The organism is Variovorax rhizosphaerae, assembly GCF_037889975.1.
GTDB lineage: Bacteria > Pseudomonadota > Gammaproteobacteria > Burkholderiales > Burkholderiaceae_C > Variovorax > Variovorax rhizosphaerae.
Genome location: NZ_JBBKZT010000010.1, coordinates 215,865 through 236,257, shown reverse-complemented (window position 1 = coordinate 236,257; position 20,393 = coordinate 215,865). Strand labels below are relative to the sequence as shown.

The 20,393-nt window shown below is 67.9% G+C and carries 21 protein-coding genes and 1 pseudogene; 13 read left to right on the top strand and 9 right to left on the bottom strand.

Features of this window, described 5'->3' with window-relative positions; genetic code table 11:
* Positions 1 to 82 precede the first annotated feature (82 nt).
* A complete protein-coding gene (locus tag WKW82_RS22395) occupies positions 83 to 394 on the top strand; it encodes a DUF7709 family protein (protein ID WP_340344546.1) in 312 nt (103 codons plus the stop codon).
* 81 nt (positions 395 to 475) lie between these two features.
* Here WKW82_RS22395 and WKW82_RS22390 read toward each other — a convergent pair whose 3' ends face one another.
* From WKW82_RS22390 to WKW82_RS22375, 4 genes and pseudogenes are all read right to left on the bottom strand, one after another.
* Positions 476 to 1,279 carry a DUF899 domain-containing protein gene (locus tag WKW82_RS22390; RefSeq protein ID WP_340344545.1) on the bottom strand — a complete coding sequence of 268 codons (804 nt, stop codon included), beginning with the start codon at positions 1,277 to 1,279 and terminating at the stop codon, positions 476 to 478.
* A 242-nt stretch (positions 1,280 to 1,521) separates the two neighbouring features.
* Positions 1,522 to 2,001: a VOC family protein gene (locus WKW82_RS22385; RefSeq protein WP_340344544.1), complete on the bottom strand. Its 480-nt coding sequence runs from the start codon at positions 1,999 to 2,001 to the stop codon at positions 1,522 to 1,524.
* Between the two features lie 144 nt (positions 2,002 to 2,145).
* Positions 2,146 to 2,940 carry an enoyl-CoA hydratase-related protein gene (locus tag WKW82_RS22380; protein WP_340344543.1) on the bottom strand — a complete coding sequence of 265 codons (795 nt, stop codon included), beginning with the start codon at positions 2,938 to 2,940 and terminating at the stop codon, positions 2,146 to 2,148.
* A 3-nt stretch (positions 2,941 to 2,943) separates the two neighbouring features.
* Positions 2,944 to 3,104, bottom strand: a pseudogene (locus tag WKW82_RS22375) (acetyl-CoA C-acetyltransferase); the annotation flags it as partial.
* A gap of 345 nt (positions 3,105 to 3,449) precedes the next feature.
* On the opposite strand from WKW82_RS22375, the gene WKW82_RS22370 reads away from it, so the two are divergent.
* Positions 3,450 to 4,013, top strand: a complete 564-nt coding sequence (locus tag WKW82_RS22370) for an ankyrin repeat domain-containing protein (protein ID WP_340344542.1) — start codon at positions 3,450 to 3,452, stop codon at positions 4,011 to 4,013.
* Between the two features lie 21 nt (positions 4,014 to 4,034).
* Here WKW82_RS22370 and WKW82_RS22365 read toward each other — a convergent pair whose 3' ends face one another.
* On the bottom strand, positions 4,035 to 4,367 hold the full coding sequence (locus WKW82_RS22365; RefSeq protein ID WP_340344541.1) for a DUF2917 domain-containing protein: 333 nt from the start codon (positions 4,365 to 4,367) through the stop codon (positions 4,035 to 4,037).
* An 82-nt stretch (positions 4,368 to 4,449) separates the two neighbouring features.
* Between WKW82_RS22365 and WKW82_RS22360 the strand changes: the two genes are divergently transcribed.
* A complete protein-coding gene (locus WKW82_RS22360; RefSeq protein WP_340344540.1) occupies positions 4,450 to 5,379 on the top strand; it encodes a LysR substrate-binding domain-containing protein in 930 nt (309 codons plus the stop codon).
* Positions 5,380 to 5,487: 108 nt separating this feature from the next.
* On the top strand, positions 5,488 to 5,787 hold the full coding sequence (locus tag WKW82_RS22355) for a hypothetical protein (RefSeq protein WP_340344539.1): 300 nt from the start codon (positions 5,488 to 5,490) through the stop codon (positions 5,785 to 5,787).
* Positions 5,788 to 6,090: 303 nt separating this feature from the next.
* On the opposite strand, the gene WKW82_RS22350 is transcribed toward WKW82_RS22355, so the two are convergent.
* The 3 genes from WKW82_RS22350 to WKW82_RS22340 form a co-directional block, all read right to left on the bottom strand.
* A complete protein-coding gene (locus tag WKW82_RS22350) occupies positions 6,091 to 7,026 on the bottom strand; it encodes an intradiol ring-cleavage dioxygenase (RefSeq protein ID WP_340344538.1) in 936 nt (311 codons plus the stop codon).
* Positions 7,027 to 7,125: 99 nt separating this feature from the next.
* A complete protein-coding gene (locus tag WKW82_RS22345; protein ID WP_340344537.1) occupies positions 7,126 to 7,863 on the bottom strand; it encodes a response regulator in 738 nt (245 codons plus the stop codon).
* A 1,020-nt stretch (positions 7,864 to 8,883) separates the two neighbouring features.
* On the bottom strand, positions 8,884 to 9,330 hold the full coding sequence (locus tag WKW82_RS22340) for a hypothetical protein (protein WP_340344536.1): 447 nt from the start codon (positions 9,328 to 9,330) through the stop codon (positions 8,884 to 8,886).
* 146 nt (positions 9,331 to 9,476) lie between these two features.
* Here WKW82_RS22340 and WKW82_RS22335 point away from each other — a divergent pair, with 146 nt between their 5' ends.
* The 4 genes from WKW82_RS22335 to WKW82_RS22320 all read left to right on the top strand — a co-directional run bounded on the left by WKW82_RS22335 (position 9,477) and on the right by WKW82_RS22320 (position 14,678).
* On the top strand, positions 9,477 to 10,670 hold the full coding sequence (locus tag WKW82_RS22335; RefSeq protein ID WP_340344535.1) for an ATP-binding protein: 1,194 nt from the start codon (positions 9,477 to 9,479) through the stop codon (positions 10,668 to 10,670).
* A 320-nt stretch (positions 10,671 to 10,990) separates the two neighbouring features.
* A complete protein-coding gene (locus WKW82_RS22330) occupies positions 10,991 to 11,926 on the top strand; it encodes a LysR family transcriptional regulator (protein WP_340344534.1) in 936 nt (311 codons plus the stop codon).
* Between the two features lie 193 nt (positions 11,927 to 12,119).
* Positions 12,120 to 12,572: a DUF2214 family protein gene (locus tag WKW82_RS22325; RefSeq protein WP_340344533.1), complete on the top strand. Its 453-nt coding sequence runs from the start codon at positions 12,120 to 12,122 to the stop codon at positions 12,570 to 12,572.
* Between the two features lie 66 nt (positions 12,573 to 12,638).
* Positions 12,639 to 14,678, top strand: coding sequence for a fused MFS/spermidine synthase (locus WKW82_RS22320; RefSeq protein WP_340344532.1), 2,040 nt, complete (start codon positions 12,639 to 12,641; stop codon positions 14,676 to 14,678).
* Between the two features lie 286 nt (positions 14,679 to 14,964).
* Here the strand turns inward: WKW82_RS22320 and WKW82_RS22315 are convergent, their stop codons facing one another.
* Positions 14,965 to 15,297: a hypothetical protein gene (locus WKW82_RS22315; RefSeq protein WP_340344531.1), complete on the bottom strand. Its 333-nt coding sequence runs from the start codon at positions 15,295 to 15,297 to the stop codon at positions 14,965 to 14,967.
* A gap of 139 nt (positions 15,298 to 15,436) precedes the next feature.
* On the opposite strand from WKW82_RS22315, the gene argS reads away from it, so the two are divergent.
* The 5 genes from argS (at position 15,437) to lptB (ending at position 20,388) form a co-directional block, all read left to right on the top strand.
* A complete protein-coding gene (argS, locus tag WKW82_RS22310) occupies positions 15,437 to 17,134 on the top strand; it encodes an arginine--tRNA ligase (protein WP_340344530.1) in 1,698 nt (565 codons plus the stop codon).
* Positions 17,135 to 17,139: 5 nt separating this feature from the next.
* On the top strand, positions 17,140 to 17,847 hold the full coding sequence (locus tag WKW82_RS22305; RefSeq protein WP_340344529.1) for an SPOR domain-containing protein: 708 nt from the start codon (positions 17,140 to 17,142) through the stop codon (positions 17,845 to 17,847).
* A 230-nt stretch (positions 17,848 to 18,077) separates the two neighbouring features.
* A complete protein-coding gene (locus WKW82_RS22300; RefSeq protein ID WP_340344528.1) occupies positions 18,078 to 18,725 on the top strand; it encodes a thiol:disulfide interchange protein DsbA/DsbL in 648 nt (215 codons plus the stop codon).
* A 116-nt stretch (positions 18,726 to 18,841) separates the two neighbouring features.
* Positions 18,842 to 19,549 carry a lipopolysaccharide transport periplasmic protein LptA gene (lptA, locus tag WKW82_RS22295; RefSeq protein WP_422823550.1) on the top strand — a complete coding sequence of 236 codons (708 nt, stop codon included), beginning with the start codon at positions 18,842 to 18,844 and terminating at the stop codon, positions 19,547 to 19,549.
* 17 nt (positions 19,550 to 19,566) lie between these two features.
* Positions 19,567 to 20,388, top strand: coding sequence for an LPS export ABC transporter ATP-binding protein (lptB, locus tag WKW82_RS22290; protein WP_422823553.1), 822 nt, complete (start codon positions 19,567 to 19,569; stop codon positions 20,386 to 20,388).
* Positions 20,389 to 20,393 lie beyond the last annotated feature (5 nt).

The window sequence follows — 20,393 nt, the reverse complement described above, 5'->3', positions numbered from 1 at the left end:
GATATTCGCTTGTCGCTCTTGCCGCGCCCGCATGTCGCCCCAAGATCCGGACGACAGTCACTCGTTGCATGAGGAATCCCGCATGTCCGATCCCACTTCCAGACTGGCAGCAGTGAACCAGCAGATCCTGGCCGATGGCGAGCGACTGCCTGCCGTCATGCTGAAGGACGGCACCAGGGTGCAGACCGGCACCGTCGCCACGATGCTGCACAACGTGGCGCGCTACAACAGCGGTGAGCGCGGGCGGGTCGAGGTCGAACTGGAGACGTCGGTGCCCACGCTCATCAAGGTGGGACTGTTCGAGCTCTTCCCCGTCGAGGACTGGATCGCGGGGACGAATCCGGGTCGGCGCTTCGTCGGCCTGGCGGCTCGCAAGCTCCTGGAATCTCGATAGCCGGCTTCACGTATACGCCAACGGGGCGGCGCGATTCCGGTGCCGCATCACGGCGTGGCACCGTCCAACGACCGCTCGCCGTCAGGCTTTCCTTGCCGTCTCCAGCGCCCGGAATGCTGCCTCGCCGGCATCCGTCACTTCGACCCACTTCCTGTCGGGCGCGGCTTTTTCCGCCTCGTAGTTGTCGTGCCAGTTCCACCACTTGTAGGTCGGCGTCTGCGGATAGCCCTCGGGCGAGTCTTCCCAGAGCTCCTGCCGGCCGAGCGGCGTGAGGTCGAGGTAGTTCCAGGTGCCACCCACCTGCTCGTCGCCGCGGTTGTTGACGAAGTAGGTGCGGAAGACGCGATCGCCGTCGCGGAAGAACACATTGGTGCCGTGCCACTCGTCCACGCCGAAGTCCGCGTCGAAGCTGTCGGTGACGGTGAACCACGGGATCGCCTGCCAGCCCATGCGCGCCTTCAGCCGCGCGATGTCCGCCTGCGGCGCGCGCGAGATGAAGGCCAGGCTGGTGTCGCGTGCGTTCAGGTGGGCGATGTGGGCGACCTGGTCGGCCACCAGCGAGCAGCCGCGGCAGGCATGGTCGGGCCAGCCGAAGACGCCCGGCTCGAAGAAGGCGCGGTAGACGATCAACTGGCGCCGGCCTTCGAACAGGTCGGGCAGGCTGGCCGTGCCGGCCGGGCCTTCGAAGGTGTACGACTTCTCAACGGCCATCCAGGGCATGCGCCGACGCTCGGCGGCCAGGGCGTCGCGGGCGCGGGTCTGGGCCTTTTCTTTCACGAGCAATTCCTGGCGGGCCGCCTCCCAGGCCTTCGGGGACACGACCGGGGGCGTGTGCATGGCGGGCTTTGCGGCTGCGGTCGATTCAGGCCGGGTGGATGTCGTCATGGCGGGACTCTCCTGGTGGGGCGAACGGCACGACACGATCTGTTCGCTGCGCAGCGCTCGCGGTTGGCTTGTGAACTCGCAGGGACAGTCCGGGCTCGGTCTGTCCCCTCGGGTGATCAAGTCGAGTTGGCAAAGAGCCGCGTCGACTTGAGAGCCAGTCTGCACCGGTGAGGCGAGGCGCGGGAGTAACAAGTCTGGCGGGATTCCATGGGGCGGATCTGCGCGCCCTCAGCCCGCCGTGTTCAGCCTCGGCGCGCCGCGTCGATCGCCGCGACGTCGATCTTCCGCATGGTCATCATCGCGTTGAATGCGCGCTTGGCCTCTGCGCGATCCGCGCTCAACATCGCCTCGGTGAGCGTGCGCGGGGTGATCTGCCATGACACGCCCCACTTGTCCTTGCACCAGCCGCATTCGCTCTCCTGGCCGCCATTGCCGACGATGGCGTTCCACAGGCGGTCGGTCTCTGCCTGATCGTCGGTCGCGATCTGGAACGAGAAGGCCTCGGTCTGCTTGAAATGCGGGCCGCCGTTCAGTCCGACGCAAGGGATGCCGGCGACGGTGAACTCGACCGTCAGGACATTGCCTTCCTTGCCATCCGGATAGTCGCCCGGCGCACGCATGATCGCGCCGACGGAGCTGTCGGGGAAGGTCTTGGCATAGAAGTTCGCGGCATCGACGGCGTCCTTGTCGTACCACACGCAGATCGTGTTCTTGGGGATCATCGGTGTCTCCTGAAACGGGCGAGCATCCGACATCCGACAGGCTGAAGCAACGCCACTCGTCCGCTTCTCCAGCAGGCCGGGGTCCTTCGAATGGATCCTCGTCGGACAGCAGCCATGCCAGCGGCCGACGCGGGCGAGCCGCCCTCACCGCCCCTCGAACACCGCCACCCGCTTCTCCAGGAACGCGTTCACGCCTTCCCTGAAGCTCGGCTTCATCAGCAACTCCCGCTGCCGTTCGCTCTCATAGTGCAGTTGCTCCTCCAGCGTATGCCGTTCGCTCGCCGCAAAGGCCTTGCGCGCTTCCAGGATCGCGTGCGCGGGCAGTTTCGCCAGGCGCTGCGCCGTCTTCTGCGCTTCGAGCAGCAGCAGGTCGTCTTCCACGCAAGCCCAGATCAGCCCCCATTGCGCGGCCTTCTCGGCGCTCAGGCGCTCGTCGAGCAGCGCCATGCCCAGCGCGCGGGCCGGCCCCACCAGGCGCGGCAGGAACCAGGTGCAGCCGAGGTCCGGCACGATGCCGAGCTTGGGCAGGAAGGAGAGATAGAAATACGCGCTGCGCCCGGCCAGCACCACGTCGCCCGCCAGCGCCAGGCCGACGCCCGCGCCGGCCGCCGGACCGTTGACCGCGCAGACCACCGGCACTTCCAGTTGGCGCAGGCCGCTGATGATCGGGTTGCTCAGCGACTGCATCCACTCGGCGGTCTGGTCGCCCAGCGTCTTGCCTTCCTCCGGCGGGTTCATCGCGCTCAGGTCGGCGCCGACGCAGAAGGCCTTGCCGGCACCGGTCAGCACCACGGCGCGCACGCCCTTGTCCGCGTTCACGCGGGCCAAGGCATCGCGCAATTCATGCTGCAAGTCCCGCGCGATCGGGTTGAGCTTGGAGGGCAGGTTCAGCGTGATCGTCGCAACGCCGTTCTCGACTTCATACAAAACGAATGACATGGTTCAGGGTCTTTCCACAAGGGTCACGTTGGCCATGCCGCCACCTGCGCACATGGTCTGCAGGCCATGGCGCTTGGCGCGCTGGCCGAGGGCGTCGACGCGCGTCGTCATGCGCTGGTGCCGGATGCACCGAGCGGATGACCGAGCGCGACGGCGCCGCCTTTGATCTTGGGCGGCGCCGGGGCGAGGTCAATTCGGTATCAACCCGCGTCGCAGGGGTGACATGGCGGCGTCCAGGCAATCGGCCGAGGCGTGCGATATGTGTGCATTGCGCGCGGGGGAAGGCCATGCCGTTGCAGTCCGTCACCGGCGGCCCCGGCGGCGCTGGTAATCTGCGGCTGGAGAGCCCCCCAGGGCCGGGCTGTGCCCAAGCCGCCCCCCGCAGGGGATTGAGTCGAGATGGCAAGGCCAGATGGACTCAAGAACCTGCCGGGCGCCCACTGCGATGCAGGCGGGCGTGCCGGGAAGGCTGCCATTGCAAAAGAAGAACCAGTGAGGGAGACACCACCATGCATTCATGCAAAGCGACGGCCGTCATGCTGGCCAGCGGCTTGCTCGTCGGGGCGGCCGGGGCCACCGGCGCAGCAGAGCCAGTTGCCTTGGCCACCTCAGCCACGGCATCCACCCCGTCCGCCCGCGCCGGCACGTCGGCATGCGCGAGCATCGCCGGCGAGGCCAACAACGCCCACGATGCGACCGGCGACACGCCACTGTCGCGCGCGGTGGCGGCGCGGGACTTCTGGCAAGTCCAGACGATGATCCGCTGCGGCGCGGACCCGCAACTGAAAACCATCGACGGCTGGACCCCGATTCACACCGCCGTCAACACTGGCTCGTCGGCCATGGTCGAATTGCTGGCACGGCAAGGCGCCAACCCCAATGCACGTGGCGACTACCTCGGCTGGACGCCGCTGCACGTCGCTGTGCAGGACAAGGCCAATACCGAGGTCGTGAAGGTGCTGTTGGCGAGCGGCGCCGACCCCGCCATCGCGGACACCCGCGGCGAGACGCCCTATGACCTGGCCAGGGCCGCGGGCCGAGCCGACATCGCCGCGCTGCTCAAGCGGCGCTGAGCTGTCGCGCCCTTGCCTGCATCAGGCAGGCAGGAAATCCCGCAAGTGCAATGCGGGGGTGCGATAGGGCGTGGCCTGCATCGCGACCTTGCGCTCCGCCGCCGGAGCGACCGCGATGCAGGATGCTTCCAACGCCGACACCAGTGCGCGCCGGTGCAACGGCGTCGTGAACTGCTCGCCGGGTTCCAGCACGGTGTCCACGGGATCGTCGTCAAGCGTGATCCACACGGAGCCGCTGCGGCAAGTGATGCGCACCTCGGAAGCATCGCCCACGCTGTAGACCGCGTGGGCGGGCAATCCCATCTGGAACGCCGAAGACACCGTGGCGCTGAGGTTGGCGGAATGGTTGTTCATGAGGAGCCCTTTCACATTCGTAGTGAGAATGAATATAGTGGGCGTGTCCCTTGATTGCACACGATGAATAGGAACTCGTTGCATGCCTCTTGAGAATGCGAAAACCACCCGGAAGCTCGATGACCTGCCCCCGCTGGAGCTGTTGCGCAGCTTCGAGGCCGCGGCACGCCGATTGAGCTTCACCGAGGCCGCCGCGGAGGTGGCGCTGACGCAATCGGCCGTCAGCCGGCAGGTGCAGCAGCTCGAAGGCAGCCTGGGCGTGCTGCTGTTCGAGCGCCGGCACCGCGCGCTGGCGCTGACCGAGGCGGGTGCCGTGCTGCAGCGCGCCGTGGTCGACAGCCTGGAGCGCCTGCGCGACGCCACGGCCCGTGTGCGTGCCGCGCTCGTGGCGCGCGAGGTGGGCATCACCTGCACGCCGGGCTTTGCGTCGCTCTGGCTGATCCCGCGGCTGTCGCATTTCACGGCGGCGCATCCGCAGGTCGACGTGCGCGTGTCGGCCACGCTCGACGTGCTGGACCTGGACCGCAGCCGCCTCGACCTGGCCGTGCGTTTCGTGCCGATCGCGCGCGGGAATGGTGCGGCGTTGTTCGAGGAGTCGGTGATGCCGGTCTGCGCGCCGTCGCTGGCGGCCACGCTGCGCACGCCGGCCGACCTCGACAACCAGACCCTGCTGACCATCGACGCACCCAACCACCACGAGGCGCCCACGGTCGACTGGGAGCCCTGGCTGCAGGTGATGGGCCTGGCCGGCTTGCGCATGAAAAGCGTGCTGCGCTTCTCGCACTACACCGACGCGGTGGCCGCCGCCGTGGCGGGGCAGGGCGTGGTGATCGGCCGCATGCCGTTGCTGCGCGAACTGCTTCAGGACGGCCGCCTGGTCGCTCCCTTCGGCGAGGGCACGGCGACGCGGCGCGGCTACTTCATCGATACATCGATGCGTGCGGCGGGCAATCGGGATGCGCAGGATTTCGTGCGATGGTTGCGGGCCGAGGCGGAGGCGGGAACGGCCTGATGCCGCTCCTGCGCTCCGCCGTTCGCCCATCCGCCCGCCCTCGCGCCACACAGGGGAGTCATGTCGCCGGCATCGGCAGCAGCCGGCGCGCGTCCTGGAAGCCAAGATATGAAGAAGGGTATTTGCCTGTTGGTGCTGCCGCTCCTGTGTTCAGTGAGCGCGGCGGAGTCCACTGTCCAGGCGCGCACGAGCGCAGCGGCACAGCTCGATTTCAGGATCGTGGTGCCGCCAGTGTTCCGGGTGCTGGGTGTGAAGCGCCTGCAAGCGCATGACGAATACCGCGTCTGGACCAACATGCCTTCCGTCGCGTTCAACGGCGTGCAGTACCGCTTCCAGCACACGGGCGAGAACGTACTGCGCGTGCCGCGGACGGACCGCGGCGAGGCTTGGGTCGTGCATGGGTTGTAGCGGGTCGAGGACGCTCCAGCGGGCGGCACCGCCCGGCGCGCACTGCCTTGAGCACCCGCACCACGGAACGCGGGCGCCCCGCTGTCAATGCCATGCCGAAGCGCTTTGCAGATGCGCAACTCGTCGCGCTTGTGCCCGAACAGCCTGGCCAGGCAAGCGACGATGTGGGTGGACCCTGCAGGCGGTTCACGGCCAGGCTCCAGCCACTGTTCCCGCCGCTGGCAAGCGCCCGCTCGCACATGAAATGAGCGAGGCGACGAACGCCCTGCCTTCACTCGCAGTCGAACAGCTTGTGCGCCATCGCTACACCGCAATCCCGATCGTCCCCGTCGCCGCATAGCCACCCGCCACGCTGCCCGTGACCGTCGGCGTCATCGCCGCGATCTGCGCGGCGGAGTTGTCGCTGAACACCATGTCGCTGGACAGCGAGACAGAGGCGAAATTGGCCACGCTCCGGCTGTACGCTGACGCACCATTGAACACCGTACTGCAGGCCGCCGCCGGCATCGCCAGTTGCGAGGTCAGCGATGCGTTCCTGCCGGTGGTGGCCGCGGCGACCGTCTTGAAGACCTCGAAGTGGATGTGCGGCCAGCGCCCCGAATAGCACGCCGGAAAGATCGTCGTGAAGTTGACCTGGCCCGCGCCGTCCGTGACTTGCACGCCGCGCAGGTAGCTCTCGGCGGCGGCCGAACCGTACAGGGAGTAGTTCCCCGCGGCATCGCAATGCCAGATGTAGATGGCGTAACCGGCCAGCGGTGTGCAGCTTGAGTTGGTGTCGACCAGTGTGAGCTGGAGCGTCATCGGCACGCCCTGCGCGATCGTGGCGGAAGTGATGAAGCTCGGCCGGATGTCGCTGCGCACGACGCCGCTGGCGGTGAGCACATCGGAAGTGGCGCCGGCGGAGGTGTTGGTTCCGTCGGCGGGGAAGGGGCCTGCGGTTTCCTGCGGGTCCGCCGTGCATGCGGCGGATGATGTGGTGCTGGTGCTCGTGCTGGTCGAAGCGGTGGTGTCGGTGCTCGCCGCCGCGGCGACCGTCTCCGTCGAACTGCCCAGGGCCGACAGCACGCTGCCGGTGGACGAGCTTTCGCCGCCGCCACAGGCCGCGAGCAGCGCAGCACCGGCCGTCGAGCCGAGCCAGGCCAATGCGCGGCGGCGTTCGAGCTGTGCCGCGATCAGGGGCAGGTCGTCGCGGAGATGGTGGCCGTGGGCCGGTTCGATCGGGAGTGGATTGCGTTTCACGGAGGTCTTCTGTGGTGAAGGAAGACCGGAGAATCCGCCGCCCACGTTGCCCGCAGATTTCGCAACCTTGCGGGCTTGTTGCGGCCCATTGCGGGACAGCTACCCGCGTGTGACGGCCGGCATGAACATGTAGCCTTCGTTGCGCACCGTGCGTATCAACGGAACGTGCTCCGCGCCGAAACTGAGCTTGCGCCGCAGCCGGCTGATCTGCACGTCGATCGCGCGGTCGTACGCCTCGCTGCCGGCACCAAGCGCCAGGTCGAGCAGTCGGTCGCGTGGCAGCACGCGTCGCGGGTGTTCGGCGAAGGTGCGCAACAACCTGAACTCGCCATCCGACAGCGCAACCGTCGCGCCCGACGGGTCCAGCAAGGTGCGCGCCACGATGTCGAGGCGCCAGCCGTCGAAAAGCAGCGTCTCCGAGGGCGTGGCCTGCAACTCGTTCGACGGCGTGGACGCAGGCCGCGGCCCGGCCGCGCGGCGCAGCACGGTGCGGATGCGCGCCAGCAACTCGCGCGGATTGCAGGGCTTGGCCAGGTAGTCCTCGGCGCCGATCTCGAGGCCGACGATCCGGTCGACGTCGGTGCCGACCGCGGACAGCATGATCACCGGCGGACCGCCTGCACGCTGGAGCTCGCGCAACGCGGACAGGCCGTCTTCACCCGGCATCATCACGTCGAGCACGATCAGGTCCGCGCCGTTCGCGGCAAGGCTGGCGCGCATGCCGGCCACGTCCGCCGCGGTGTCGACCTGGAAGCCATGCTTCGACAGGAAGGACGCCACCAGCTCGCGGATGCCGGCGTCGTCGTCGACGATGAGGATGCGGGTGGTGAGGTTCAAGGGAGGCGCCTGGGCATGGCCGGATCATAGGGCGCTGCAACACGGTGAAATGCGGGCGCAACACGACGCGCCGATGATCGCGGCCTCGTGCCCACTCCCTTCGACGCGCCGCCCCCTGCCTCGCTGCATTCGCTCGCAAGATCCGCATGCGCATGGGGCTGCGTGACATCGCCTGGCGCTCATGCCAGCATCGGCGGATGAACACCGATGGAGCCACGCGCCGCTGGTCCGGGCCGCCGCTGGCCTGGCAGATCACCGGGCTGCTGCTGGCCTGCCTGGTGGTCGCCCAGTTGGTGACGCTTGCGCTCACGATGCTGCTGCCCCCCGAACCGCAGCGGCAGTACGAACTCGACGACATCGCCAGGGTGCTGACCGGCACCGACGCCGATGGGCGCAGCGCGCGCATGCTGACCCGCACGATGCAGAGCGGTCCGCCGGAGCCGAGCGGGCCTGGCTGGCTGACCTCCGAGCGTTCACGGCGTGACCTGGCGCAATTGCTGGGGCGCAGCGAATCGGAGGTGCGGCTGTTCTTCTTCACGCCGCTGCCTTTTGCCGGCACGGCGGGTATTGCACCGACGCGGCCGGTCTCCAGCGACGCCGCGCCGATGCGCGATGAGCGTGCGACGCGACGCGTCGGCACCATGGCGGGCGGCGGCTTCCTGCGAGTCGATTTCCAGGTGGCGCAGGGCGGGCCGCCGGGCGGCTTTGGGGGCGGGGGCGCTTTCGGGCCGCCGGGTGGAGCCCCCGGTGGCCCCGGTGGATTTGGCGCCCCGGGCGGTGGCTTGGGGCCGTTGCCTTCGCGCGGGCCGGGCAGTCCGAATGGGGCGCCGCAGTCGCAGCCGATGGAGCGAAACGCGTTGCCGCCATCGGGTGCTCCCGGCGCCGCTACGCCGCCTTCCTCGACTTCGCAGGCGTCGCCGTTGGGGACGAGGGCTGAAGCCTCTCCGACGTCACCCTCCGCAGCGGGCGGACCCATGATTCCGGGGAATGGCTCGGGGGCGCTTGGTGGGCCGAATGCCGTCAATGCAGCGCCTGCCCCGAGTGGACTCGGTGGGTCTGGGGCACCCGCTGCACTCGGTGCAGCCGGCCCAGCCGGTCCAGCCGGTGCAGCCGGTCCAGCCGGTCCAGCCAGTCCAGCCAGTCCAGCCAGTCCAGCCAGTCCAGCCAGTCCAGCCAGTCCAGCCAGTCCAGCCAGTCCAGCCAGTCCCGCCAGTCCAGCCAGTCCCGCCAGTCCAGCCAGTCCCGCCAGTCCCGCCAGTCCCGCCAGTCCCGCCAGTCCCGGCGTTGCACCGCCAAGTGGTCTCGGTGGACCCGGCCAAGCCAGTCCAGCCGGAGCAACCGGTGGGCCCGGTGCACCCGGTGCAGGGAGTGCGCCTGCCAGCGCACCAGCCGGGCCGGCCGGCGTGGCGCCGGCACGCGGTCATGGGCCGCCGTCGATCGTGGCGCCACCAGGGCCTTCATCGCCATCTGCACGCTCCACGCCACCAGGCGGCGCAGGCAGTCCGCGCGGCGCGCCTTCACCGTCCGGCCCGGCCGTGTCGCAGGCCGCGCGGCCGCCGTCCATCCCGTCCGGGTCTGTGGCCACGGGTCGGGTCGAGCGCACCCCCACGACCATGGCACAAGAGCCGCCCGCCGCCACTGCCCGCGTGCCCGCCGCCACGCCAGCGGCAACATCAACCGAATCCACTGCCGCCGACAAGCCGTCGGAGCCCTCGGCCCCCGGCGCTGCGCCCCCGTCCCCCACACCCACGGCACGCGCCATCCCACCGCAGGTGAAGGCCGCGCCTGAAGCCAAGCCCACCCCCCTCCCACCGCCAACGCGCGGCTTGTTCGGCCTCGCCCCCGCACCCTTCGTCGAAGGCGACTTCATCGCGGCAGTGCGCCTGCCGGAGTCCGGTGGTTGGGCGACTGTGCAACCCGTGCCGCAGCCCTTCCCCAACGCCTGGCAGCGCCGCGTGCTGCTGTGGTTCCTGGTCGCGGCGCTGCTCGTGGCGCCGGCGGGTTGGTGGTTCTCGCGCCGGCTGGTGCGCCCGCTGGCCGGCTTTGCGCGTGCCGCCGAGCAACTCGGACGCGACCCGAAAGCGTCGGTGCTGGCGCTCCAGGGCCCGGCCGAGGTCGGCCGCGCGGCGCAGGCCTTCAATCGCATGCAGAGCCAGTTGCGCAGCTTCGTGGACGACCGCACCACCATGATCGGCGCCATCAGCCACGACCTGCGCACGCCGCTCACGCGCATGCGTTTCCGCATCGAGGAGGCGCCCGACGAAATCCGCGAAGGCATGCTCAACGACGTCGAGGAAATGGAACGGATGATCAGCTCCGTGCTGGCCTTCATCCGCAATGCCTCCGAGCCGGGCGCGCGCGAGCGGCTGGACCTGTCCAGCATCGTGGAGGACGTGGTGGAAGACGCGGTGTTCGTCGGCAAGGACGTGCGCCTGGAGCGCAACGCGAACGCGGCTGTCGATGTGGACGCGATCGGGATGCGCCGCGTGCTCGACAACCTGATCGAGAACGCCGTCAAGTACGGCGACCAGGCCCGCGTGCGGCTTTTCATCGACCATGAGGACGCCGTGGCCGAGGTCAGCGACAGCGGCCCCGGCCTGCCTGAAGACGAGCTCGATCGCGTGTTCCAGCCCTTCTACCGTGCCGGTGCGGCGCGGCGCTCGGGCAAGCAGGGCAGCGGCCTCGGCCTGGCGGTGTGCCGCTCCATCGCGCGCGCCCACGGCGGAGATGTGCATCTCAAGCGGGGTGCGCGAGGACTCGTTGCACAGCTCCGCGTGCCGCTGGCCACGCGCTTCGCGAACGCCTGAAATGAAACCCCACCCCCGAATGCGCCTGCGGCGCTCCCCCTCAAGGGGGCGCACCCAGCGGCCCGGCAAAGCCGGTTCCGCGGGTGCCCACGAACAGGCATTGCTCGCCCGGGTTTCATGCGTCATGGGTCATGCGATAGCGTGGTGGAAAACTGATATGAACGGGTGAGCACTGCTGCGGCCACCGATCTCGCACCTGCGATGCTCGCAGTACGGGCGTACGGCTGCGCTCCTCGACGCGAACTCGGCGCCCTCGCTACGAAAACTTCTCACCCTCAAAGGCCGTTCGAGCGGGCCGCGCGGTTCGGATAATCCCCGCGATGGACCGTCTCAAGCAACTCGAATCCTTCGTCTCCGTCGCCACCCGTGGCAGCCTCACCGCCGCGGCCAAGGCGGAAAACGTGGCGCCCGCGATCATGGGCCGCCGCATCGACGCGCTGGAGGAACGCCTTGGCGTCAAGCTGTTCGTGCGCACCACGCGGCGCATCACGCTCACGCACGAAGGCAGCGCCTTCCTCGAGGACTGCCAGCGCCTGCTGGTCGAGTTCGCCAATGCCGAGGCCAGCGTCAGCGCCGGCGGCGTCAAGGCCAGCGGCCACTTGCGTGTGACGGCACCTGCGGGCTTCGGCCGTCGCCATGTCGCGCCGCTGGTGCCGCGCTTCCATGCGCTGCATCCGGAGGTGCGCATCTCCCTGAACCTCAGCGACCGCGTGATCGACGTGGCCGGCGAAGGCTATGACTGCGCCGTGCGCGTGGGTGACCTGCCCGACTCCTCGCTGGTGAGCCTGCGCCTGGCCGACAACCGCCGCCGCTGCGTCGCCACACCCCAATTCATTCGAAGGCATGGCGCGCCGCGGCACCCTGCGGACCTGGTGCGTTTCGCCTGCCTCACGCTCTCGAGCGACGCGTCGCAAACCCGCGGCTGGGCCTTTCGCCTGCCGGCGGCGCCCGGCGCGGAAGGCGGCGACGAGGTGATCCACCTGCGCCCCAGCGGCCCGCTCGACTGCACCGACGGCCAGGTTCTTCACGACTGGTGCCTGGCCGGCCACGGCATCGCCTGGCGCAGCAACTGGGAGGTCGAGGCCGAGATCGATGCCGGCCTGCTGATCCCGTTGCTCGACGACTTCGCTGCGCCGCCGAACGGCGTGTACGCGGTGTTCCCGCAGCGCAAGCACCTGCCCCTGCGCGTGCGGCTGTGGCTCGACTTCCTCAAGGCGCAATACGAGATGCCGGAGTACTGGGGCCGCCGCGCATAGCAAAGCGTGCTGTCCCGCAAATGCCTGCGCTGAATGAAATCGATGCATTTCGTGTCAGGGCAAGGCGCAAACCGCAGCGATGCCCGCAGGTATCGCGAGGATTTGCAACGCCGCCATGGCGCGAAAGGCGCGATTTCATGAGCAGCTACTTGCGGGATAGCGCGCCAAGGCACGTTGCTTGCACAATGGCCGGATGACCCTCGAAGCCATCCTTGCGTACCTGCATCTGCTGGCCATCCTCACGATGGTGGTCTTCATCGCGAGCGAAGCGGCGCTCTGTCGCATCGAGTGGCTCAATCCGGCCGTGGTCGAGCGATTGGCGCGCGTCGACATGATCTACGGCATCGCGGCCGTGCTGGTGCTGCTGACCGGCGTGCTGCGCACCTGGCTCGGCGTCAAGGGTACGAGCTGGTATTGGACCAACCCGTTGCTGCACATCAAGCTCACGCTGTTCATCATCGTGGGTATCCTCTCCGCCTTCCCGACCATCACCTACATCCGCTGGCGCAAGACGCTGCGTGCCACCGGCGCGCTGCCTGCCGAAGCCGAGGTCCGCAAGACGCGCAAGCTCGTGATGATCCAGGCCCACCTGATCGCGCTCATCCCGCTGTTCGCCGTGTTCCTGGCGCGGGGCTTCGGCAAGTAGGTCGTCGCAGCGGCGGGCCGGCGGGCGCACAGACGCAAGAATCAACAACACATGGGAGGAGGACACGTGAGTCCTGGGTACATCAAGCTTCTGTTTGCCGGCACGATCTTCACCAGTGCCTTCCTGCTGTTCCTGGTCCAGCCCCTGATTGCCAAGCAGATCCTGCCCTGGTTCGGCGGCTCGGCCGCGGTGTGGTCGATCTGCATGGTGTTCTTCCAGGTCGTGCTGCTGGCGGGCTATGCGTACTCCGATGCGGTCACGCGGCGGCTCGGCGTGAAGGCGCAGGCGCGGCTGCACGTCGCGCTGCTGCTCGTGAGCCTGGCCTTCCTGCCGATCGTGACCAGCGCGCGCTGGAAGCCCGTGGGTTCCGAAGATCCGACGCTGTGGATCCTCGGCCTGCTGCTGGGCACCATCGGCCTGCCGTATTTCCTGCTGTCGACCACCGGGCCGCTGGTGCAGTCCTGGCTCTCGCGCACGCCCTGGGGTTCGCAGGTCTACCGCTACTTCTCGCTGTCGAACCTTGCCTCGCTGGCCTCGCTGCTGAGCTACCCGGTGCTGATCGAGCCGCACAGCTCGCTGTTGCGGCAGGCGCAGGGCTGGTCGTGGGCCTATGCGGCGTTCGTGCTGCTGTGCATCGGCACGACCTTGTACGCGGCAAGGCAGGGCACGGCGCAGAACGCGAACGTCGCCGAGACCGCGTCCGCGCCAACCACTCCGAAGCGGGTTCCCGGCGCCGCCGACTACCTGCTCTGGCTCGGCCTGCCCGCGCTCGGCTCCTGGCTGTTGCTCGCCATCACCAACCACATCACCCAGAATGTCGCGGCCATCCCTTTCCTGTGGGTGCTGCCGCTGTCGGTCTACCTGCTGACCTTCGTGCTGTGCTTCGAAAGCGACCGCTGGTATCGCCGTGCCTTCTTCCTGCCGGCGACGGCGGTGATGCTGGTGCTGTGCGCGTTCGGGCTGCAGGCGGACCTCGGCTTCAACGTGAAGACCGCGCTGCCCCTTTACGTGGTCGGCCTGTTCGTGCTGTGCATGTTCTTTCACGGTGAGATGGCGCGCATGCGGCCGGCGCCGCAGTACCTCACGCGCTTCTACCTGATGCTGTCGCTGGGTGGCGCCATCGGTGGCATCTCCGTCGGGTTGGTCGCCCCGCATGTGCTGCCGGCGTACTACGAACTGGGCGTCGGCCTGGTGCTGAGCGCACTCGCCGGCGCAGCGGTGCTGCGCGATCGGCGCCTGGGATGGGCCGGTGGCATGGCGCTCGCGGCCTGCTGCGCCTGGTTCCTCGCCCTGCAGGTGCGCAACGAAAGCACCGACACGCGCGAGATGTCGCGCAACTTCTACGGCACCCTGATCACGCTCGACACGCGACGCGAAAAGCCCGAGGACAACGTGCGCCAGATGTACCACGGCTCGGTCAAGCATGGCGAACAGTTCCTGGCGCCGGCTCGGCGCCGTGAACCGACCAGCTATTACGGCGCCACCTCAGGCGTCGGGCTGGCGATTGCGGAAGCGCCGCAGGGTCCGCGCCGCGTCGGGCTGATCGGGCTGGGCGCCGGCACGCTCGCGGTCTATGGCCGGAAGGGCGATGTCTACCGCGTCTACGAAATCAACCCGCAGGTGTTCGAACTGGCGGACACCGAATTCACCTTCCTGCATGACAGCCCCGCGAAGATCGAACGCGTGCTCGGCGATGCCCGCCTGGCGCTGGAGCGCGAAGAACCACAGCAGTTCGACGTGCTGGCCGTCGATGCCTTCTCGGGCGATTCGGTGCCGATCCATCTCATCACCGAGGAGGCGATGAAGGTCTACCTGCGCCACGTCAAGCCCGACGGCGTGATCGCCTTTCACGTGACCAACCGATTCCTCGCACTGGCCCCCGTCGTCGTCGAGATCGCCAAGGCGCAGGGGCTGCACGCGGTGCTGGTCCACGACGAAGCCGAGCACAACGACGCACTGCGCCGCACCGACTGGGTGCTCGTCTCGCGCAACCCCGCCAGCCTTGCGCGCGAATCGATCACCCGCGCCAGCGTGCCGGTGACGCCCATCGAGGGCCTGCAAGCCTGGACCGATGACTTCAACAACCTGTTTGGTGTATTGAAGTAGGGCGCGGCATCGCCCGGAAACGAGAAAGCCTCGCCAGGCATGTACCTTGGCGAGGGCTTCGCGGCCTGTTCGTGAGCACGCGCCGTACCGGCGCTCTGAGAAACCTTTGAGACTCATCGATTCAGCCCGGGTGCTGGACAGAAACCGTAGAACCTTTGCCTCTGGGCGCGCCCTCTCATAAAGCCGGGGACCGCGGCACCAAGCCTGCGCAGGCTTGGACGGTTCGCAAGCGCAGCCGCCTCCGGCAGCCGCCCCGGAGTCGCAGGCGCATTTCGACGGGGCTAGGTCATCCCTTGGCCGCTTCAGCCTCGCACTTCTTCATGAAGCTGTTCTTGGCGGCGCCGGCCAGCGCCTTGCCGTTCTTGTCGACCGCCTTGGCCGCGCAGGCGGGCGTGGCCGCTGCCTTGGTGTCCTTTTCGCACTTCTTGACGAAGCTGTTCTTGGCGGCACCGGCGAGCTTTTTCTCGGTCGCCTGCATGTCACAGCTTGCGCCCGCCGCTGCGGCGGCCGGGGCGGCGGCTGCAGGCGCCGCGGCCTTGTCTTGCGCCTGTGCGACGCCGAAAGAGAGGCAGGCGCCCAAGGCGACGGTGGAGGCGACCAGGGAAAGGAGCTTCTTCATGATGGTGTATGTCCTTGCAGGTTTGGTTGTGACAGTTGCCCCGCGCCGGGGTCGACCATCCTAACGGTCGACACTGACCGCAGGATGACCGGAGGAACGTTCGGCAAGGCCTCGGAATTCGCCCCGGTAAAATTCACAAATGCTATTGGTCAAACAAGAGTTGCTCGCAGCACTCGCGAGCACGCTCGAATCCTTCCTGCCCGGCGCCAGCGCCAAGGCCATCTTCGAATCGCCCAAGGTGGCAGCGCATGGCGATTTCGCCAGCACCGCCGCCATGCAACTTACCAAGCCGCTGCAGCGCAAGCCGCGCGAACTGGCGGAGCAACTGAGCGCCGCCCTCATGGCCACGCCGGCCTTTGCCCAGTGGGTCGACGCGGTCGAGATCGCCGGTCCCGGCTTCCTCAACATCCGCCTGAAGCTGGCGGCCAAGCAGCAGGTCGTGCGCGAGGTGCTGAGCGACCGCGCCGCTTTCGGGCAACAGCCTGCCAACGACGAGCGCGTGCTGGTCGAGTTCGTCTCGGCCAACCCGACCGGTCCGCTGCACGTCGGCCACGGCCGCCAGGCCGCGCTCGGCGACGCCATCTGCAACCTGCTCGCCACCCAGGGCGACAAGGTCTGGCGCGAGTTCTATTACAACGATGCCGGCGTCCAGATCCAGACGCTGGCCAACAGCACACAGCTGCGCGCCAAGGGCTTCAAGCCCGGCGACGCCTGCTGGCCGACCGACCCCGACAACCCGGCCAGCAAGGCCTTCTACAACGGCGACTACATCGCGGACATCGCCGCCGATTTCCTCGCGAAGAAGACCGTCAAGTCCGACGACCGCGAGTTCACCGCAAGCGGCGACGTGGACGACATCGACTCGATCCGCGAATTCGCCGTCGCCTACCTGCGCCGCGAGCAGGACCTGGACCTGAAGGCCTTCCAGGTGCAGTTCGACCACTACTACCTGGAGTCCAGCCTGTACACCAGCGGACGCGTCGAGTCGACGGTGAACCGCCTGGTTGGCAACGGCAAGACCTATGAGCAGGACGGCGCGCTGTGGCTCAAGTCCACCGACTACGGTGACGACAAGGACCGCGTCATGCGCAAGAAGGACGGCACGTACACCTACTTCGTGCCCGACGTGGCCTATCACATCGCCAAGTGGGAGCGCGGTTTCCACAAGGTCGTGAACATCCAGGGCACCGACCACCACGGCACCATCGCCCGCGTGCGCGCCGGCCTGCAGGCGGCGGGCGAGGGCATCCCCCAGGGCTTCCCCGACTACGTCCTCCACACGATGGTGCGCGTCGTGCGCGGCGGCGAAGAGGTCAAGATCAGCAAGCGCGCCGGCAGCTACGTCACGCTGCGCGACCTGATCGAATGGACCAGCACCGACGCGGTGCGCTTCTTCCTGCTGAGCCGCAAGCCCGATACCGAATACACCTTCGACATCGACCTGGCCCTCTCCCAGAACAACGACAACCCCGTCTACTACGTGCAATATGCCCATGCCCGCATCCGCAAGATGCTGCGCGACTGGGGCGGCGATGTGGCCTCGCTGCAAGGCGTCGACCTGTCGCCGCTGCAGGTGCCGCAGGCGCAAACGCTGATGCTGCAACTGGCCAAATACCCCGAGATGCTCACGGCGGCGGCGCGCGATTTTGCCCCTCACGATGTCACCTTTTACCTCCGTGAACTGGCCGCCAACCTGCACAGCTACTACGATGCCGAGCGCGTGCTGGTGGACGATGAAACGCTGAAGAACGCCCGACTGGCGCTGGTCGCGGCGTGTGCGCAGGTGCTGCACAATGGCCTCGCGGTGCTCGGCGTCAGCGCGCCGGAAAAAATGTGACATTCATGAAAAAACGACAAAGCGGCAACGTGGTTATCGGCCTGATCATCGGCCTTGTCATCGGGCTGGGCGTGGCCCTGGGCATCGCGGTCTATGTGACCAAGGTGCCGATCCCGTTCATGAGCAAGACGCAGCGCGGCGGCGCCGAGCAGGACGAGGCCGAGGCCCGCAAGAACCGCGACTGGGACCCGAACGCGCCGCTGGCCGGCAAGGCCGGTGCCAAGCCACCGGCGGCGGCACCGGTCGCCGTGGCGCCCGCGACAGCGTCCCAGCCTGCCACGGTGGGGCCGCTCAATCCTCCGAGCGCCCCGCCCGTGCCTGTGGTGGTTGCACCCGCCAAGCCCGCCACCAAGCCGGTGACGCCGGCTGAAGCCAACGCCCTGCCGCCTTCCTCCAGCGACCCGATCGGCGACCTGGCCCGTTCGCGGACCGGCGGCACGCAGGTTGCGGCCGCAGCGCCTTCTTCCGGCGCGGACCCCTTCATGTACTTCGTGCAGGCCGGCGCCTACCGCTCGACCGAAGACGCCGAAGCGCAACGCGCCAAGCTGTCGCTGATGGGTGTCGAGACCAAGGTCACCGAGCGCGAGCAGGCCGGACGCACGGTCTACCGTGTGCGCGCCGGCCCGTTCGGCAAGAAGGACGATGCCGACCGCCTGAAGGATCGACTCGACAGCGGCGGCCTCGACACCGCCCTGGTCCGGGTTCAAAAGTAAACCGCCGACCAGGCTCCGCGCACTGCGTGCGCCCCACCCGTCCTCACAGGAAGCACCCCAGTGGCCCCGCAAGGCCCGTTCCGCGGTGTTCCACAAAAGGCCAGGCCATGCGGGGTAGAGCGCAGTGTCGGAAACTGATTGAAACTTGCAGGGAGAATGGGCAAGGCCGGATCGCGAGGAACTTCGCGTTGCATGGCAAGCTCTGTCAGCCGCACTGGAGAATTTGTTCAATGAATCGTCGTGATTTTTCGCTGGCAGCCACTTCGCTCGGGCTGCTTCCCCTCGCAAGCCCTTCGCATGCGCAGGCCCCCATGTTTGCGGCTGGCAAGGACTACATCAAGCTCGGCAAGCCCGCGCCTGTGGATTCGCCGGCCGGCAAGGTCGAGGTGGTCGAGTTCTTTTCCTACAACTGCCCGCACTGCGCGCAGTTCGAGCCCGATCTTGAGAAGTGGGTCAAGAAACTGCCGCCGCAGGTCGCTTTCCGGCGTGTGCCGGTGGCTTTCGTCGGCAACGACGTCGAGAGCAAGCAGCGCCTGTACTACACGCTCGAAGCCATGGGCAAGGTCGACGAGATGCAGATGAAGATCTTCGACGCCCTCCACCGCCAGCGCCAGCCCGTCATGGGTGACGACGCCATCCTGGCCTGGGTCGCCAAGCAGCCGGAACTCGACGCCAAGAAATTCGCCGAGATGTTCAAGTCCTTCTCGGTCGCAGGCAAGGTCAAGCGCGCCACCCAGTTGCAGAACGAGTACCAGGTCACCGGCGTCCCCGCTTTCGGCGTGGCCGGGCGCTGGTATGTGGATGGCGAACTGGCCGGCAACATGGCGCGAGTGCTGCAGATCACCGACTACCTGGTCGCCGAAGCACGCAAGGGCTGAGCCCCAGCCTCTGGGCGAAAGTCATCCGACAGAAATATCGACCTCTGACACTGGGCCTTTCGTCAAGGTCGCGTCAGGCTGCCGCATACAATGGGCGCAGCAAGTTCCGTGCCTTTATGACCACGCGCTCCATCCTCCTCACTCCGCTCCATTCCGCACGCAAGGCAACCCTGGGTCTGCTCACGCTGGCGGCCATGGCGGGCGCGCCGCTTGCGCACGCTGAAAAAGCCGACCGCGCCAAGCCCATGAACATCGAGTCCGACTCGATGCGCTACGACGACCTGAAGCAGACCACCGTGTTCACCGGCGCCGTGGTCGTCACCAAGGGCACCATCATCATTCGCGGCGCGCGCATCGACGTGCGGCAGGACCCCGAGGGCTACCAGTACGGCGTGGTCACCGCCGCGCCCGGCAAGCTGGCCTACTACAAGCAGAAGCGCGACGCACCCGGCGGCGACGAGTGGATCGAGGGCGAATCCGACCGCATCGAATACGACAGCCGCGCCGACAACGTCAAGTTCATCGGCCATGCCGTGATGCGGCGCCTCATCGGCAGCAAGGTCAACGACGAAAGCAGCGGCCCGCTGATCGTCTACGACCAGAGCAACGACACCTTCACCGTCAACGGCTCCACCGTGCCGCCCGACGCGGCCGTGTCGTCCGGCTCGCAAGGCGCGCGTGTGCGCGCCGTGCTCACGCCGCGGCCGCCGACCAATGCGTTGCCGGGCAGTCCCAGGGCTGGGTCCGTGCCTCCGCCGCCAGCGCCGGCCCCGGGCGCCGGCCTGCGCTCCACCACCACGCTCGGTGGGGAAGCGCGTCCGTGATGCGCAACGACAACGCCATGATCGACGGCGGCGGCGAGACTTCGCTCGGGGCCGGCGGGCGCTCCGTCGCGGCGGTCACTGGCAACGGCAGCCGCCTGGAAGCGCGCGGCCTGCAGAAGTCCTATGGCAGCCGCATGGTGGTGAAGGATGTGTCGCTCGGCGTGCAGAAGGGCGAAGTGGTCGGGCTGCTCGGCCCCAACGGCGCCGGCAAGACTACATCGTTCTACATGATCGTGGGACTGGTCCGGGCCGATGCCGGCGACATCACCATCGACGGCGAGCCGATCGCGCACATGCCGATCCACCGCCGCGCGCGCATGGGCCTGTCGTACCTGCCGCAGGAGGCCTCGATCTTCCGCAAGCTCACGGTCGAGCAGAACGTCCGCGCCGTGCTCGAACTGCAATTCGAAACCAATCCAGGCGGAAAGCGCGTGCCACTGGGCAAGGCCCGGATCGAGGAGCGCCTGAGCGAGCTGCTGACCGACTTGCGCGTCGAACATCTGCGTGATTCCCCGGCACTGTCACTGTCGGGCGGCGAGCGCAGGCGCGTGGAAATCGCGCGGGCGCTGGCGACGCAGCCGCGCTTCATCCTGCTGGACGAGCCCTTCGCGGGGATCGACCCGATCGCGGTGATCGAGATCCAGCGGATCATCAGCTTCCTGAAGGGGCGCGGCATCGGCGTGCTCATCACGGACCACAACGTGCGGGAGACGCTGGGCATCTGCGATCACGCTTTCATCATCAGCGACGGGCAAGTGCTGGCACAAGGCACGCCTTCGGAGATCGTCGACAACGCGGAGGTACGCAGGGTGTACCTCGGCGAGCATTTCAGAATGTAGGGGCC